At 44.7% G+C, this 15433-nt stretch carries 30 protein-coding genes and 1 pseudogene; all 31 read left to right on the forward strand.

Annotated elements, in window-relative coordinates:
- Nucleotides 1-84: pseudogene (locus Q1A70_RS16230) on the forward strand (elongation factor Tu); the annotation flags it as partial.
- Nucleotides 85-396: 312 nt separating this feature from the next.
- Nucleotides 397-585: a bacterioferritin-associated ferredoxin gene (locus Q1A70_RS16235; RefSeq protein WP_017629804.1), complete on the forward strand. Its 189-nt coding sequence runs from the start codon at nt 397-399 to the stop codon at nt 583-585.
- An 80-nt stretch (nt 586-665) separates the two neighbouring features.
- Nucleotides 666-1148, forward strand: a complete 483-nt coding sequence (bfr, locus tag Q1A70_RS16240) for a bacterioferritin (protein ID WP_017629803.1) — start codon at nt 666-668, stop codon at nt 1146-1148.
- A gap of 423 nt (nt 1149-1571) precedes the next feature.
- Nucleotides 1572-1883 (forward strand): 30S ribosomal protein S10, encoded by a 312-nt coding sequence (gene rpsJ / locus Q1A70_RS16245; RefSeq protein ID WP_004736761.1) that lies wholly within the window; start codon nt 1572-1574, stop codon nt 1881-1883.
- Between the two features lie 14 nt (nt 1884-1897).
- Entirely contained in the window at nt 1898-2527 is a 630-nt protein-coding gene (rplC, locus tag Q1A70_RS16250) for a 50S ribosomal protein L3 (protein ID WP_004736763.1), read from the forward strand.
- Between the two features lie 16 nt (nt 2528-2543).
- A complete protein-coding gene (rplD, locus tag Q1A70_RS16255; protein WP_299693911.1) occupies nt 2544-3146 on the forward strand; it encodes a 50S ribosomal protein L4 in 603 nt (200 codons plus the stop codon).
- Nucleotides 3143-3445, forward strand: coding sequence for a 50S ribosomal protein L23 (gene rplW, locus Q1A70_RS16260; protein WP_004736765.1), 303 nt, complete (start codon nt 3143-3145; stop codon nt 3443-3445). The genes rplD and rplW overlap by 4 nt, the downstream gene beginning before the upstream one ends.
- Before the next feature lie 14 nt (nt 3446-3459).
- Nucleotides 3460-4284 (forward strand): 50S ribosomal protein L2, encoded by an 825-nt coding sequence (gene rplB, locus Q1A70_RS16265; RefSeq protein WP_017629802.1) that lies wholly within the window; start codon nt 3460-3462, stop codon nt 4282-4284.
- Between the two features lie 19 nt (nt 4285-4303).
- Complete coding sequence (gene rpsS / locus Q1A70_RS16270; protein WP_004736729.1) at nt 4304-4582, forward strand: 30S ribosomal protein S19; 279 nt, start codon at nt 4304-4306, stop codon at nt 4580-4582.
- Between the two features lie 10 nt (nt 4583-4592).
- Nucleotides 4593-4925: a 50S ribosomal protein L22 gene (gene rplV, locus Q1A70_RS16275; protein WP_004736732.1), complete on the forward strand. Its 333-nt coding sequence runs from the start codon at nt 4593-4595 to the stop codon at nt 4923-4925.
- Between the two features lie 18 nt (nt 4926-4943).
- Entirely contained in the window at nt 4944-5642 is a 699-nt protein-coding gene (gene rpsC, locus Q1A70_RS16280) for a 30S ribosomal protein S3 (RefSeq protein WP_004736734.1), read from the forward strand.
- A gap of 11 nt (nt 5643-5653) precedes the next feature.
- Nucleotides 5654-6064, forward strand: coding sequence for a 50S ribosomal protein L16 (gene rplP, locus Q1A70_RS16285; protein WP_004736736.1), 411 nt, complete (start codon nt 5654-5656; stop codon nt 6062-6064).
- The gene (gene rpmC / locus Q1A70_RS16290) at nt 6064-6255 is read left to right on the forward strand and encodes a 50S ribosomal protein L29 (protein ID WP_004736737.1); all 192 of its coding nucleotides are present in this window, start codon (nt 6064-6066) and stop codon (nt 6253-6255) included. The genes rplP and rpmC overlap by 1 nt, the downstream gene beginning before the upstream one ends.
- A complete protein-coding gene (gene rpsQ, locus Q1A70_RS16295; RefSeq protein ID WP_299693920.1) occupies nt 6255-6509 on the forward strand; it encodes a 30S ribosomal protein S17 in 255 nt (84 codons plus the stop codon). Before rpmC ends, rpsQ begins: the two co-directional genes overlap by 1 nt.
- Nucleotides 6510-6671: 162 nt before the next feature.
- A complete protein-coding gene (gene rplN / locus Q1A70_RS16300) occupies nt 6672-7043 on the forward strand; it encodes a 50S ribosomal protein L14 (RefSeq protein WP_004736740.1) in 372 nt (123 codons plus the stop codon).
- An 11-nt stretch (nt 7044-7054) separates the two neighbouring features.
- Nucleotides 7055-7372 carry a 50S ribosomal protein L24 gene (gene rplX / locus Q1A70_RS16305; protein WP_004738792.1) on the forward strand — a complete coding sequence of 106 codons (318 nt, stop codon included), beginning with the start codon at nt 7055-7057 and terminating at the stop codon, nt 7370-7372.
- Nucleotides 7373-7396: 24 nt separating this feature from the next.
- Nucleotides 7397-7936: a 50S ribosomal protein L5 gene (gene rplE, locus Q1A70_RS16310; protein ID WP_299693925.1), complete on the forward strand. Its 540-nt coding sequence runs from the start codon at nt 7397-7399 to the stop codon at nt 7934-7936.
- A gap of 16 nt (nt 7937-7952) precedes the next feature.
- The gene (gene rpsN, locus Q1A70_RS16315; protein ID WP_004738789.1) at nt 7953-8258 is read left to right on the forward strand and encodes a 30S ribosomal protein S14; all 306 of its coding nucleotides are present in this window, start codon (nt 7953-7955) and stop codon (nt 8256-8258) included.
- 29 nt (nt 8259-8287) lie between these two features.
- The gene (gene rpsH / locus Q1A70_RS16320) at nt 8288-8680 is read left to right on the forward strand and encodes a 30S ribosomal protein S8 (protein ID WP_299693929.1); all 393 of its coding nucleotides are present in this window, start codon (nt 8288-8290) and stop codon (nt 8678-8680) included.
- A gap of 10 nt (nt 8681-8690) precedes the next feature.
- Nucleotides 8691-9224, forward strand: coding sequence for a 50S ribosomal protein L6 (gene rplF / locus Q1A70_RS16325; RefSeq protein ID WP_017629801.1), 534 nt, complete (start codon nt 8691-8693; stop codon nt 9222-9224).
- 9 nt (nt 9225-9233) lie between these two features.
- The gene (gene rplR / locus Q1A70_RS16330) at nt 9234-9587 is read left to right on the forward strand and encodes a 50S ribosomal protein L18 (protein ID WP_299693933.1); all 354 of its coding nucleotides are present in this window, start codon (nt 9234-9236) and stop codon (nt 9585-9587) included.
- 14 nt (nt 9588-9601) lie between these two features.
- Nucleotides 9602-10102 (forward strand): 30S ribosomal protein S5, encoded by a 501-nt coding sequence (rpsE, locus tag Q1A70_RS16335; protein ID WP_004736754.1) that lies wholly within the window; start codon nt 9602-9604, stop codon nt 10100-10102.
- Between the two features lie 7 nt (nt 10103-10109).
- Nucleotides 10110-10286 (forward strand): 50S ribosomal protein L30, encoded by a 177-nt coding sequence (gene rpmD / locus Q1A70_RS16340; RefSeq protein ID WP_004736756.1) that lies wholly within the window; start codon nt 10110-10112, stop codon nt 10284-10286.
- 5 nt (nt 10287-10291) lie between these two features.
- Complete coding sequence (rplO, locus tag Q1A70_RS16345; protein ID WP_299693941.1) at nt 10292-10726, forward strand: 50S ribosomal protein L15; 435 nt, start codon at nt 10292-10294, stop codon at nt 10724-10726.
- Between the two features lie 20 nt (nt 10727-10746).
- On the forward strand, nt 10747-12081 hold the full coding sequence (gene secY, locus Q1A70_RS16350) for a preprotein translocase subunit SecY (RefSeq protein WP_004738781.1): 1335 nt from the start codon (nt 10747-10749) through the stop codon (nt 12079-12081).
- Nucleotides 12082-12122: 41 nt separating this feature from the next.
- On the forward strand, nt 12123-12236 hold the full coding sequence (rpmJ, locus tag Q1A70_RS16355; protein WP_000868186.1) for a 50S ribosomal protein L36: 114 nt from the start codon (nt 12123-12125) through the stop codon (nt 12234-12236).
- Between the two features lie 148 nt (nt 12237-12384).
- The gene (rpsM, locus tag Q1A70_RS16360) at nt 12385-12741 is read left to right on the forward strand and encodes a 30S ribosomal protein S13 (RefSeq protein WP_004738779.1); all 357 of its coding nucleotides are present in this window, start codon (nt 12385-12387) and stop codon (nt 12739-12741) included.
- Between the two features lie 19 nt (nt 12742-12760).
- Nucleotides 12761-13150, forward strand: coding sequence for a 30S ribosomal protein S11 (gene rpsK / locus Q1A70_RS16365; RefSeq protein WP_004738778.1), 390 nt, complete (start codon nt 12761-12763; stop codon nt 13148-13150).
- Nucleotides 13151-13181: 31 nt separating this feature from the next.
- Nucleotides 13182-13802, forward strand: a complete 621-nt coding sequence (gene rpsD, locus Q1A70_RS16370; protein WP_004738777.1) for a 30S ribosomal protein S4 — start codon at nt 13182-13184, stop codon at nt 13800-13802.
- 22 nt (nt 13803-13824) lie between these two features.
- Nucleotides 13825-14817 (forward strand): DNA-directed RNA polymerase subunit alpha, encoded by a 993-nt coding sequence (rpoA, locus tag Q1A70_RS16375; RefSeq protein WP_004729813.1) that lies wholly within the window; start codon nt 13825-13827, stop codon nt 14815-14817.
- Between the two features lie 24 nt (nt 14818-14841).
- Nucleotides 14842-15222: a 50S ribosomal protein L17 gene (rplQ, locus tag Q1A70_RS16380; protein ID WP_004729812.1), complete on the forward strand. Its 381-nt coding sequence runs from the start codon at nt 14842-14844 to the stop codon at nt 15220-15222.
- Nucleotides 15223-15433 lie beyond the last annotated feature (211 nt).

Consider the following 15433-nt stretch of genomic DNA (forward strand, 5'->3'; position numbering starts at 1 on the left):
GCAATGGACGAAGGTCTACGTTTCGCAATCCGCGAAGGTGGCCGTACAGTTGGTGCTGGTGTTGTAGCTAAAATCTTCGCTTAATAGCATTTAGATTTTTGCGCTCTCTTCATTAGAAGAGCACGCATCTGAAAAGGGGAGCTTCGGCTTCCTTTTTATTTTGGTTATAAGGGAAATTCATCGCACTTAATAACCGCAAACTATATTCCAATTTAAATACAGTTATTTACTGACACGCCTTAATAACCCCTTTCCGTAATACAAGCTTCAAAGCCATTTTTACCGATTACTCGCAAAACACTATAACCAATCGATATAACCAAACCTTTAATATGACTGGTAATAAGAATGATTCCTTTTTATATTTAAGCCTCAGTTAAAGGTTTAGGTTTTAGTATGTACATTTGTTTATGCCATGGGGTTTCGGATAAAAAAATCCGCAAGCTCGTAATAGAAGAGGGCATTACTGACATCAAAGGAATTAAAAAGTGTACAGCACTTGGTAGTCAATGCGGTAAATGCGTGCGCTCAGCGAAAGAAGTCATTAACGATACTGCAAAAGACCTGTTCAAACAGGCAAGCTAGTTTTGCTAAAAGAGCATTAGCTTTTTGACACTTCTCGAATTGGTTCTACAGTTAGAAGAGCCAAAGAGGAGGGCTATGTCATGAAAGGCGATCCAATCATCATTCAACATCTCAATAAAATTCTTGGTAACGAACTCGTCGCAATAAACCAATATTTTTTGCATGCACGTATGTATAAAGACTGGGGTCTAAAGCATCTTGCTGACAAGGAGTATCACGAGTCTATCGATGAAATGAAACATGCTGATCATCTAATTGAACGCATACTATTTTTAGAAGGTCTCCCAAATCTTCAAGATTTGGGCAAACTTAAAATTGGTGAAGATACCGAAGAGATGCTCCAATGTGATCTGTCTTTAGAGATGGAAGCGATCCCCGATCTAAAGAATGCAATAGCGTATGCAGAAGACATTCACGATTACGTATCGCGAGATCTTTTCCAGGATATCCTAGAAGATGAAGAGGATCACGTCGATTGGTTAGAAACCCAACTTGGTTTAATCAAAATGACAGGGATACAAAACTATCTACAAGCTCAATATGTGGATGAAGACGAAGGTTAAAATCCATAAATAAAAGAGGTAGCAGCAGAGCTTTATAGAGGCAGTTGCTACCTGACTTTACAAAGTAATGTAGGGCGGTACCTATATTAAAAACTCCCCACTGATACTCCTAAATAGATTCTACGATTATTTTTCAAACACGGGTTGCAAGTTAAAATGTGATCTGTATAATGCGACGCACTGGCTAACGCTGGTTGTGAACCAATGAGCACTGAGGAGTAGGTCTTACCTAGTAATGTATACTCAGCTTATGTTCGCGGTTAATAAAAATAGCGAGCTTCGTGCTTGCTTCAAAAGTTAACTGACAATGCGTCCTAATCTTGGATGCTACGGTTTCACATAAATCAATCGGCATTCTCTCGTCTTATCGAGTTTGAGTGGCGATATTGTTTGTGTAATTTTTAATAATTGGAGCTCTGTCTCATGCAGAACCAACGTATTCGTATCCGCCTTAAAGCGTTTGATTACAAGCTAATCGATGCTTCAACTGCGGAAATCGTTGAAACAGCAAAACGTACTGGCGCACAGGTTCGTGGTCCTATTCCACTACCTACTCGTAAAGAGCGTTTCACTGTTCTTACCTCTCCACACGTCAACAAAGATGCACGTGATCAGTACGAAATTCGTACTCACAAGCGTTTGATCGACATCGTTGAGCCAACAGACAAAACTGTTGATGCTCTAATGCGTCTTGATCTTGCAGCTGGCGTTGATGTTCAAATCAGCCTAGGTTAAGGGAGATAAGAATAATGATTGGTCTAGTCGGACGTAAAGTGGGTATGACCCGCGTATTTACTGAAGAAGGCGTTTCTATCCCAGTAACTGTTGTTGAGGTTGAAGCGAACCGTATTTCTCAAGTTAAAACTCTTGAGACAGACGGCTACGCAGCAATCCAAGTAACTACTGGTGCTAAGAAAGCTAACCGTGTAACTAAACCTGAAGCTGGTCACTTCGCGAAAGCGGGTGTAGAAGCAGGTCGCGGTCTTTGGGAATTCCGTTTAGAAAACGGCGAAGAGTTTGAAGTTGGCGCTGAGCTAAACGTAGAACTTTTCAACGAAATTAAAAAAGTAGACGTTACTGGTACATCTAAAGGTAAAGGCTTCCAAGGCGCTATCAAGCGTTGGAACTTCTCTACTCAAGATATGACTCACGGTAACTCTTTGTCTCACCGCGCACCGGGTTCAATTGGCCAATGTCAAACTCCAGGCCGCGTGTTTAAAGGCAAGAAAATGGCAGGTCACATGGGTGCTGAGCGTGTAACGACTCAAAACCTAGAGATCGTACGTGTTGACGCTGAGCGCAATCTACTCCTTATTAAAGGTGCAGTACCGGGCTCAACAGGCGGAAACGTGATCGTAAAACCTGCTGTTAAAGCATAACGTCTAGGAGTAAGTAATGGAATTGATGGTTAAAGGTGCTGATGCACTAACTGTTTCCGAGACTACTTTCGGACGTGACTTCAACGAAGCTCTTGTACACCAAGTAGTTGTTGCATATGCAGCAGGTGCTCGTCAAGGTACTCGTGCTCAAAAGACTCGTTCTGAAGTATCTGGCGGTGGCGCTAAGCCATGGCGTCAAAAAGGTACTGGCCGCGCACGTGCTGGTACAATTCGTAGCCCAATCTGGCGTACAGGTGGTGTTACTTTTGCTGCGAAACCACAAGATCACAGCCAAAAAGTAAACAAAAAAATGTACCGCGGTGCTATGAAGAGCATTCTTTCTGAGCTAGTTCGTCAAGAGCGTTTAATCGTTGTTGATAACTTCTCTGTAGAAGCACCAAAAACAAAAGAACTTGTAGCTAAGCTTAAAGAGCTTGAGCTAAACGACGTTCTGATTGTGACTGGCGAAGTAGATGAAAATCTATTCTTAGCTGCTCGTAACCTATACAAAGTAGATGCACGTGATGTTGCTGGTGTTGATCCAGTATCACTAATCGCTTTCGACAAGGTTCTAATGACTGCTGACGCAGTTAAGCAAGTTGAGGAGATGCTAGCATGATCACTGAAGAGCGTATCTTAAAAGTTCTACGTGCTCCGCACATCTCTGAAAAAGCAACTATGGCAGCTGAGAAAGCGAACACTATCGTTTTCAAAGTAGCTAAAGATGCAACTAAGAAAGAGATCAAAGCAGCTGTAGAAAAGCTATTTGAAGTTGAAGTTAAGTCTGTAAATACTCTTGTATTAAAGGGTAAGACCAAACGTCAAGGTATGCGTGAAGGCCGTCGTTCAGACGTTAAGAAAGCCTACGTTACTTTGAAAGAAGGTCAAGATCTTGACTTCGTTGGCGGCGCGGAATAACAGGAGTAGTAAAAATGGCTATTGTTAAATGTAAGCCGACTTCCCCTGGTCGTCGTCACGTCGTTAAAGTTGTTAACGCTGACCTGCACAAGGGTAAGCCATACGCACCACTTTTAGAGAAAAACTCTAAGAACGGTGGTCGTAACAACAACGGTCGTATTACAGTACGTCACATCGGTGGTGGTCATAAGCACCATTACCGTCTGATTGACTTCAAACGTACTAAAGATGGCATCCCAGCGAAAGTTGAGCGTCTAGAATACGATCCAAACCGTAGTGCTAACATCGCTCTAGTTCTGTACGCAGACGGTGAGCGTCGTTACATCATTGCACCTAAAGGTGTTAACGCAGGTGACCAGATTCAATCTGGTGTAGATGCGCCAATCAAAGCAGGTAACACTCTGCCGATGCGCAACATCCCAGTAGGTTCTACTGTACACTGTGTTGAACTTAAGCCTGGTAAAGGTGCACAACTAGCTCGTTCGGCTGGTGCTTATGCTCAAATCATCGCTCGCGATGGTGCATACGTAACTATCCGTCTACGTTCTGGTGAAATGCGCAAAGTTCTTTCTGAAGGTCGTGCTACGATCGGTGAAGTTGGTAACTCTGAGCATATGCTACGTGAACTTGGTAAAGCTGGTGCTTCACGCTGGCGCGGCGTACGTCCAACCGTACGTGGTGTAGTAATGAACCCGGTGGATCACCCACATGGTGGTGGTGAAGGCCGCACATCTGGTGGTCGTCACCCAGTTTCTCCTTGGGGCGTTCCTACTAAGGGCTTCAAGACTCGTAAGAACAAGCGCACTGACAAGTACATCGTACGTCGTCGCACTAAATAATTTATAAAGAGGAATCGCCATGCCACGTTCTCTCAAGAAAGGTCCTTTTATTGACCTACACTTGCTGAAGAAGGTAGAGAAAGCGGTGGAAAGCGGAGACAAAAAGCCTATTAAGACTTGGTCCCGTCGCTCAATGATCATCCCAACAATGATTGGTTTGACCATCGCTGTCCATAATGGTCGTCAGCACGTTCCAGTTTTCGTTACCGAAGAAATGATCGGTCACAAACTGGGCGAATTTGCACCAACTCGTACTTATCGCGGTCATGCTGCAGATAAGAAAGCTAAGAAGAAATAAGGAGTAGATGATGGAAGCTTTAGCTAAACATAACTTTGCTCGTATTTCTCCACAGAAAGCTCGCTTAGTTGCAGACCAAATTCGCGGTAAGTCGGTAGACCAAGCTCTAGAAATTCTAACTTTCAGCAACAAAAAAGCTGCTGTACTAGTTAAGAAAGTTCTAGAGTCAGCTATCGCTAACGCGGAACATAACGAAGGTGCAGATATCGACGATCTAAATGTCGCTAAAATCTTCGTAGATGAGGGCCCTATCATGAAGCGTATTATGCCTCGTGCTAAAGGTCGTGCGGATCGTATCTTGAAGCGTTCAAGCCACATCACTATTGTTGTAGCAGATCGCTAAAGACTAGGAGAGTAAGCAATGGGTCAGAAAGTACATCCTAATGGTATTCGTCTTGGCATCGTTAAGCCTTGGAATGCTACATGGTTTGCTAATACCAACGAATTCGCTGACAACCTAGACGGCGACTTCAAGGTACGTCAGTTCCTTACCAAGGAACTACAAAAAGCATCATTATCTCGTATCGTTATCGAGCGTCCAGCTAAGAGCATCCGTGTGACTATTCACACTGCTCGTCCTGGCGTTGTTATCGGTAAGAAAGGTGAAGACGTAGAGAAGCTACGCGCAGCTGTAGCTAAAATCGCAGGTGTACCAGCGCAAATTAACATCGCTGAAGTACGTAAGCCTGAGCTAGATGGTCAGCTTGTAGCTGATAGCATCGCGTCTCAACTAGAGCGTCGTGTTATGTTCCGTCGTGCAATGAAGCGTGCGGTACAAAATGCTATGCGTCTAGGCGCTAAAGGCATCAAAGTACAAGTAGGCGGCCGTCTTGGCGGTGCTGAAATCGCACGTTCTGAGTGGTACCGTGAAGGCCGTGTGCCTCTACACACTCTACGTGCAGACATTGATTACGCAACTTCTTCGGCTCACACTCAATACGGTGTGATCGGCATTAAAGTTTGGATCTTCAAAGGTGAGATTCTAGGCGGTATGCCAGCTGCTAACGCAGTAGAGCCAAAAGGCGATAAGCCTAAGAAGCAGCGTAAAGGCCGTAAGTAAGGAGTCGAACGATGCTACAACCAAAACGTACTAAGTTCCGCAAGGTTATGACTGGTCGTAACCGTGGTCTAGCTAAAGGTACTGAAGTAAGCTTCGGCGAATTCGGTCTTAAAGCTGTTGGCCGTGGTCGTCTGACTGCACGTCAAATCGAAGCGGCACGTCGTGCTATGACACGTCACATTAAGCGTCAAGGTCAAATCTGGATTCGTGTATTCCCAGACAAGCCGATCACTGAAAAGCCTCTTGAAGTTCGTCAAGGTAAAGGTAAAGGTTCAGTTGCGTACTGGGTTGCTCAAATCCAACCTGGCAAAGTTATGTACGAGATGAATGGCGTACCTGAAGAGTTGGCACGTGAAGCGTTCCGCCTAGCGGCGCGTAAACTGCCTGTTAAAACTACTTTTGTAACTAAGCAGGTGATGTGATGAAAGCACAAGATCTACGCGAAAAGAACGTTGAAGAGCTTAACGCTGAGCTATTGAATTTGCTACGTGAACAGTTCAACTTGCGCATGCAAGCTGCGACTGGTCAACTTCAGCAAACTCATACTCTAAAAGCTGTACGCCGTGACATCGCACGTGTGAAAACTGTTTTGACTGAAAAGGCAGGCGCATAATGAGCGAAACTAACCGCATCCAGCAAGGCCGTGTAGTAAGTGACAAGATGGACAAGTCTATCGTTGTTGCTATTGAACGCACTGTAAAACACCCAATTTACGGTAAGTTCGTTAAACGCACGACTAAAGTACACGCACACGACGAAGACAACATTTGTGGCCTAGGCGACAAAGTTGAAATCGCTGAGTGTCGTCCTCTGTCTAAGACTAAGTCTTGGACATTGGTTAAAGTTCTAGAAAAAGCGAAGATTTAATCTTTGTAATTCTATGACTTATAAGCGGCTCCAAATTATTTTTTGGGGCCGCTTGTTTTTTGTCTACCCAATTCAAAAAAAGGGTGGTACAATTCGCGTCCCTTTTAAAGAGGCAGCCCGACCCGAGAGGGTCTAGTTTTAATATTTAGCGGAGCACTAACAATGATCCAGATGCAAAGTACACTTGACGCAGCAGATAACTCTGGCGCGCGCAAGGTAATGTGTATTAAGGTTCTGGGTGGCTCTCACCGCCGTTATGCACATATCGGTGACGTCATCAAGGTTACAGTGAAGGAAGCGATTCCTCGCGGTAAAGTAAAGAAAGGTGATGTTCTGAAGGCGGTAGTAGTGCGCACCCGTAAAGGCGTTCGTCGCCCAGACGGTTCTGTCATTCGCTTCGACAGTAATGCTTGTGTATTGTTAAATGACACTACTGAGCAACCAGTCGGCACACGTATCTTTGGTCCTGTGACTCGTGAACTTCGTAACGCGAAATTCATGAAGATTGTATCACTAGCACCTGAAGTTCTGTAAGGAGCGGCAACATGGCAGCTAAAATCCGTCGTAATGACGAAGTAATCATTCTTGCTGGTAAAGATAAAGGCAAGAAAGGTAAAGTAACTAAGGTTCTGACAACTGGTAAAGTTATCGTTGAAGGCATCAACCTTGTTAAGAAACACCAAAAGCCGGTTCCGGCTCTAGGTCAACAAGGTGGCATCGTTGAACAAGAAGCAGCTATTGATGCTTCTAACGTTGCTGTTTTTAACGCGGCTACTGGTAAAGCAGACCGTATCGGTTTCCGTATCGAAGATGGTAAGAAAGTTCGTTTCTTCAAATCTAACGGCGAAACTGTTTCTAACTAATTAGAAGTAATTTGGAGTTCTACTATGGCGAAACTGCATGATTACTACAAGTCGTCTGTAGTCGCTGAGCTTACCAAAGAGTTCAGCTACACAAGCGTCATGCAAGTCCCTAGGATTGAGAAAATCACCCTAAACATGGGCGTTGGTGAAGCAATCAACGATAAGAAACTGCTAGAAAACGCAGCATCTGATATGGCAACGATCTCTGGTCAAAAGCCACTTATCACGAAAGCGCGTAAATCTGTAGCTGGTTTCAAAATTCGTGAAGGCTACCCAATTGGTTGTAAAGTAACCTTGCGTGGTGAGCGCATGTGGGAATTTTTAGAGCGTTTAATCTCTATCGCACTTCCACGTGTACGTGATTTCCGTGGTGTTAGCGCTAAGTCTTTTGACGGACGCGGTAACTACAGCATGGGCGTTCGCGAGCAAATCATCTTTCCGGAAATCGACTACGATAAAGTCGATCGTATCCGCGGTCTTGATATTACTATCACGACTTCTGCGGGATCCGATGAGGAAGGCCGAGCTCTGCTGGCTGCCTTTAACTTCCCATTCCGTAAGTAAGGGTAGGGTTACTGTTATGGCTAAACAATCAATGAAAGCACGTGAAGCTAAACGTGCAAAACTAGTAGCTAAGTTCGCTGAAAAGCGTTCTGCGCTAAAAGTTATCATTAGCGATGTAAACGCATCTGAAGAAGATCGTTGGAATGCAGTTCTTAAACTGCAATCTCTTCCACGTGATTCAAGTGCATCACGTCAGCGCAACCGTTGCAACCAAACTGGTCGTCCACACGGTTACCTACGTAAATTCGGTCTAAGCCGCATTAAGGTTCGTGAAGCTTGCATGAAAGGCGAGATTCCGGGTCTTCGTAAGGCTAGCTGGTAATTGCCACTTAATCATTTGGAGTAAATCTTATGAGCATGCAAGATCCGATTTCGGATATGCTGACCCGAGTTCGTAACGGTCAGGCAGCAAATAAAGTTGCTGTAAAAATGCCTTCTTCAAAGCTTAAAGTTGCAATTGCTGCATTACTTAAAGCTGAAGGTTACATCGTAGACTTCGCTGTAAACAGCGAAGTAAAACCTGAGCTAGAAGTTACTCTTAAGTACTTCCAAGCTAAACCTGTAATCGAGCAAATCAAGCGCGTATCACGTCCTGGTCTAAGAGTTTATAAAAATAAAGACTCTTTACCTACAGTGATGGGTGGTCTTGGTATTGCAGTTGTTTCTACTTCCAAGGGTCTGATGTCTGACCGTGCTGCTCGTAAAGCAGGTCTTGGCGGTGAAATCATCTGTTACGTAGCTTAAGGAGTAGATTATGTCTCGTGTTGCTAAAGCACCTGTCGCTATTCCAGCTGGCGTAGAGGTGAAACTAAACGGCCAAGAAGTTACTGTAAAAGGTAGCAAAGGTGAGCTTACTCGCGTTCTTAACAGCGCCGTAGTTATTGCACAGGAAGAAACCAAACTGACTTTCGGTCCGAAAGAAGGTGTTACTAACGCATGGGCACAAGCTGGTACAGCTCGCGCTCTAGTTAATAACATGGTTGTGGGTGTTACTGAGGGCTTCACTAAGAAGCTAACTCTTAAGGGTGTTGGTTACCGTGCTGCTATGAAAGGCAACTCTGTAGCTCTAACTCTTGGCTTTTCTCACCCAGTAGAGCACGCTCTACCTGAAGGTATTAAAGCTGAGTGCCCTAGCCAAACTGAGATCATCATTACTGGTTGCGATAAGCAAGTAGTAGGTCAAGTTGCGGCTGACATTCGTTCTTACCGTGCTCCTGAGCCTTACAAAGGTAAAGGTGTTCGTTACGCAGATGAAAATGTGCGTACTAAAGAAGCTAAGAAGAAGTAAGGTATCACTATGGATAAGAAAGCATCTCGCATCCGTCGTGCTACACGTGCACGTCGTAAGATTGCAGAACTTGGTGCAACTCGCCTGGTAGTACACCGTACTCCTCGCCATGTATACGCACAAGTTATCGCGGCAAACGGCTCTGAGGTTATCGCAGCTGCTTCTACTGTAGAAAAAGCGATCCGTGAGCAAGTTAAGAACACTGGTAACGTTGATGCAGCTAAAGCAGTTGGTAAAGCTGTTGCTGAGCGCGCTCTTGAAAAAGGCGTAGCTACAGTTGCATTTGATCGTTCTGGTTTCCAATACCACGGTCGAGTAGCGGCGCTAGCAGAATCTGCTCGCGAAGCTGGTCTGAAATTCTAAGGTAGGGTTGGAAGATGGCTAAAGAACAACAACAAGCTAATGATTTGCAAGAAAAGCTGATCGCTGTTAACCGTGTATCTAAGACGGTTAAAGGTGGTCGAATCATGAGCTTCACTGCACTAACAGTAGTTGGTGACGGTAATGGTCGTGTAGGTTTCGGTTACGGCAAAGCTCGTGAAGTACCTGCAGCGATTCAAAAAGCAATGGAAAAGGCGCGCCGTAACATGGTTACAGTTGCGCTGAACGAAGGCACTCTTCACCACCCGGTGAAAGGTCGTCATTCGGGCTCTAAAGTTTACATGCAGCCAGCTGCTGAAGGTACAGGTGTTATTGCCGGTGGTGCAATGCGTGCTGTACTTGAAGTTGCGGGCGTACATAACGTACTTTCTAAAGCATACGGTTCTACGAACCCTATCAACGTTGTTCGCGCAACGATTGGTGCTCTAGTAGACGTTAAGTCACCAGAAATGGTTGCTGCTAAACGTGGTCTAACTGTTGAATCTATTTCGGAGTAAGCACACGATGGCAACTATTAAAGTAACTCAAACTAAAAGCTCAATTGGTCGCCTACCTAAGCACAAAGCGTGCCTTAAAGGTCTAGGTCTTCGTCGCATCAACCATACAGTAGAACTTGAAGATACTCCGTGCGTACGCGGTATGATCAACAAGGTTTACTACATGGTTAAGATTGAGGAGTAATCAGAATGCGTTTGAATACTCTATCACCGGCTGCTGGCTCTAAACCTTCTAAGAAGCGTGTAGGTCGTGGTATCGGTTCTGGCCTTGGTAAAACAGGTGGCCGCGGTCACAAAGGTCAAAAGTCACGTTCTGGCGGCTCTGTACGTCCAGGTTTTGAAGGCGGTCAAATGCCTCTAAAACAACGTCTACCTAAATTCGGTTTCACTTCTCGTAAGAGCCTAGTGTCTGCTGAAGTTCGTCTAGCTGAGCTAGCGAAAGTAACAGGTGACGTAGTTGATCTTAACAGCCTTAAAGCTGCTAACGTTATCACTAAGAACATCGAATTTGTTAAGATCGTTCTTTCTGGTGACCTAAGCAAAGCTGTGACTGTTAAAGGTCTACGCGTGACTAAAGGCGCTAAAGCTGCAATCGAAGCTGCAGGCGGTAAAATCGAGGCATAATCTCGAGGGATGAGGTACAGATGGCAAAGAAACCAGGACAAGATTTTCGTAGTGCTCAGAGCGGCTTAAGTGAACTAAAGTCGCGCTTATTATTCGTAATTGGTGCACTTTTAGTATTCCGAGCTGGCTCTTTTGTGCCGATCCCTGGTATTGACGCAGCTGTACTTGCCGATTTGTTCGATCAGCAAAAAGGTACCATCGTTGAAATGTTTAACATGTTCTCCGGTGGTGCTCTTGAGCGTGCATCTATATTAGCATTGGGTATCATGCCGTATATTTCGGCATCGATAGTAGTCCAATTGCTAACTGTAGTTCATCCAGCGTTAGCGGAACTCAAGAAAGAGGGTGAAGCAGGCCGTCGTAAGATAAGCCAATATACACGCTACGGCACGCTTGTACTTGCAACATTCCAAGCTATTGGTATCGCAACAGGCTTACCAAACATGGTCGATAATCTGGTTGTTATCAACCAAACCATGTTTACGCTTATTGCTACCGTGAGTTTAGTAACTGGTACCATGTTCTTAATGTGGTTAGGTGAACAAATCACTGAGCGAGGAATCGGTAATGGTATTTCCATTCTGATTTTTGCAGGTATTGTTGCTGGATTGCCTTCTGCAATCGGTCAAACAATCGAGCAAGCGCGTCAAGGTGAATTGCATGTGCTTCTTCTGCTGTTAATTGCTGTATTGTCTTTTGCTGTAATTTACTTCGTTGTTTTCATGGAACGTGGTCAGCGTCGTATCGTCGTTAACTATGCGAAGCGTCAACAAGGTCGTAAAGTATTTGCAGCACAAAGCTCTCACTTGCCTCTTAAAATTAATATGGCAGGTGTTATTCCAGCGATTTTTGCATCGAGTATTATTTTGTTCCCAGGAACATTAGCGCAGTGGTTTGGTCAAAATGGTGAAAGCAGCGCGTTCGGTTGGTTAACTGACGTGTCATTAGCTCTTAGCCCAGGTCAGCCTCTGTATGTAATGCTTTATGCTGCAGCTATCATCTTCTTCTGTTTCTTCTATACTGCGTTGGTGTTTAACCCACGTGAAACAGCTGATAATTTGAAGAAGTCTGGTGCATTCGTACCCGGTATCCGCCCAGGTGAGCAGACAGCGAAATATATCGATAAAGTGATGACTAGATTAACCCTTGCAGGTGCTCTATACATTACTTTTATATGTCTGATTCCTGAATTCATGATGGTCGCGTGGAACGTTCGTTTCTACTTTGGCGGCACATCACTACTAATCGTAGTGGTTGTTATCATGGATTTCATGGCACAGGTACAGACTCATCTGATGTCACAACAGTATGATTCTGTTTTAAAGAAAGCGAATCTGAAAGGTTACGGCCGTTAACCCGGTTGTAATATTTTCGATTCCATTTACGGAGTTTAGCAATGAAAGTTCGTGCTTCCGTTAAAAAAATCTGCCGTAACTGTAAAGTTATCAAGCGTAACGGTGTCGTTCGCGTGATTTGCAGTGAGCCAAAGCATAAGCAACGCCAAGGCTAATTAGCAGAAATTTTTACTTGAAATACAAGGTAGAGTCGAGTATATTCCTCGGCCTACCTTTTGCGTGCAAAAGAAGTAGTATGCCGCAGCGTATCCATAACGGGCTTTGCTGCGGATAATTCTTTTATGAACCCCTTAGGAGTGAATAATGGCCCGTATAGCCGGCATTAACATTCCTGATCATAAGCATTCTGTAATTGCATTAACTGCAATCTACGGTATTGGTAAAACTCGCTCTCAAGCTATTCTAGCTGAAGTGGGTATTGCTGAAGATGCTAAGATCAGTGAACTAACTGAAGAGCAGATCGATCAACTGCGTGATGGTGTAGCTAAATACACTGTAGAAGGTGATCTACGTCGTGAAGTATCGATGAACATCAAGCGTCTTATGGACCTTGGCTGTTACCGCGGTCTTCGTCATCGTCGCAGTCTACCACTACGTGGACAGCGTACTAAAACCAACGCTCGCACCCGTAAGGGTCCGCGCAAGCCGATCAAGAAATAGTCGGATAAGGTAGAGTACAATGGCAAAACAACCAACTCGCGCGCGTAAGCGCGTACGCAAGCAAGTAGCTGATGGCGTAGCGCACATTCATGCTTCTTTCAACAACACAATCGTAACTATCACTGACCGTCAAGGCAACGCTCTTGCATGGGCTACAGCAGGTGGTTCAGGTTTCCGTGGTTCTCGTAAATCTACTCCGTTCGCAGCACAAGTTGCAGCTGAGCGTTGTGGTGAAATGGCTAAAGAATATGGCCTAAAGAACTTGGAAGTTATGGTTAAGGGTCCAGGTCCAGGTCGCGAATCTACAGTTCGTGCACTGAACGCTGCTGGTTTCCGTATCACTAACATTGTTGATGCGACACCAATCCCTCATAACGGTTGTCGTCCACCTAAGAAACGTCGCGTTTAAGTTTCGTTTCTAGGAATATTGGAGAAAGATCATGGCAAGATATTTGGGTCCTAAGCTGAAGCTTAGCCGTCGCGAAGGTACTGACTTATTTCTTAAGTCTGGTGTCCGTGCGATCGATACCAAGTGTAAAATTGATAACGCACCAGGTGTACACGGCGCTCGTCGCGGTCGTCTATCTGAGTATGGCGTTCAGCTTCGTGAGAAGCAAAAAGTTCGTCGTATCTACGGCGTTCTAGAAAAACAATTCCGCAACTACTACAAAGAAGCTGCACGTCTTAAAGGCAACACGGGTGCAAACCTGCTTCAGCTTCTTGAAGGTCGTCTTGATAACGTAGTTTACCGTATGGGCTTTGGCGCTACTCGTGCTGAATCTCGTCAACTAGTTAGCCACAAGTCTATCCTAGTTAACGGTAAAGTTGTAAACGTTCCTTCTTTCAAAGTAGCGGCAAACGACGTTGTTTCTATCCGCGAGAAAGCTAAACAGCAATCTCGTATTAAAGCGGCTCTAGAAGTTGCTGAACAACGTGAAAAGCCAACTTGGATTGAAGTAGATGCTGGCAAAATGGAAGGTACATTCAAGCGTATGCCTGAGCGTTCTGACCTATCAGCTGACATCAATGAACACTTGATCGTCGAACTTTACTCTAAGTAAGGTTAAAAAAAGAGAGGACACAATGCAGGGTTCTGTAACAGAATTTCTTAAGCCGCGTCTTGTTGACATTGAACAGATCAATACGACACACGCGAAAGTAACTCTTGAGCCATTAGAGCGCGGTTTCGGCCACACTCTAGGTAATGCTCTTCGCCGCATTCTTCTATCTTCTATGCCGGGTTGTGCCGTAACAGAAGTTGAAATTGAAGGTGTGCTACACGAATACAGTACTAAAGAAGGCGTTCAGGAAGATATCCTTGAAATCCTTCTAAACCTTAAAGGTCTGGCTGTACGCGTTGCTGAAGGCAAAGATGAAGTGTTTATTACACTGAACAAATCAGGCTCAGGCCCTGTTGTTGCAGGTGACATCACCCACGATGGTGATGTAGAGATCGCTAACCCTGAGCACGTTATTTGTCACCTTACGGATGACAACGCTGAGATCGCTATGCGTATCAAAGTTGAACGTGGTCGTGGTTACGTTCCAGCTTCAGCTCGTATCCATACTGAAGAAGATGAGCGTCCAATCGGTCGTCTACTTGTTGATGCTACTTACAGCCCGGTTGATAAAATCGCTTACGCTGTAGAAGCGGCACGTGTAGAACAACGTACTGATTTAGACAAGCTTGTTATCGATATGGAAACGAACGGTACTCTAGAACCTGAGGAAGCAATCCGTCGTGCAGCTACAATTTTAGCTGAACAATTGGATGCGTTCGTAGATCTTCGTGATGTACGTGTACCTGAGGAGAAGGAGGAGAAGCCAGAATTCGATCCTATCCTACTACGTCCTGTAGACGATCTTGAACTAACAGTTCGCTCTGCTAACTGTTTGAAAGCAGAAGCGATTCACTACATCGGTGATCTTGTACAGCGCACTGAGGTTGAGCTACTTAAAACGCCAAACCTTGGTAAGAAATCTCTTACAGAGATTAAAGATGTGCTTGCTTCACGTGGTCTTTCTCTAGGCATGCGTCTAGAAAACTGGCCACCAGCGTCAATCGCTGAAGATTAATCGAAAAGTTAGAAGGATTAGGTCATGCGCCATCGTAAAAGTGGTCGTCAACTCAACCGCAACAGCAGTCATCGTAAAGCGATGTTCAGCAACATGGCTAGCTCTCTTGTTCGTCACGAAGTTATCAAAACTACCGTGCCTAAAGCAAAAGAACTACGTCGCGTAATTGAGCCACTGATTACCCTAGCTAAGACAGACAGTGTTGCTAACCGTCGTCTTGCATTTGCTCGCACTCGTGATAACGAAGTTGTAGCAAAACTATTTAACGAACTAGGCCCGCGTTTCGCGGCTCGCCAAGGTGGTTACACTCGCATTCTTAAATGTGGTTTCCGTACTGGTGATAAAGCTCCAATGGCTTACATTGAGCTTGTAGACCGCCCAGCTGCTGAAGAAGCTGCTGAGTAATCTATACTAGGTTATTAATACAAAAAGCCGAGCGGTTGCTCGGCTTTTTTGTATCTGTAAAAAATAAAATAGATAAAAATTGCACTACAATGTTTGGTATTTTCGCTTGCTTGTGCTGCACTCGTTTTTAATAATATCTCGTATCTCGTATCTCGTATCTCGTATCTCGTATCTCGTATCTCGTATCTCGTATCTCGTATCTCGTATCTCG

Source organism: uncultured Vibrio sp., assembly GCF_947488985.1.
In the GTDB taxonomy this organism is placed as follows: domain Bacteria; phylum Pseudomonadota; class Gammaproteobacteria; order Enterobacterales; family Vibrionaceae; genus Vibrio.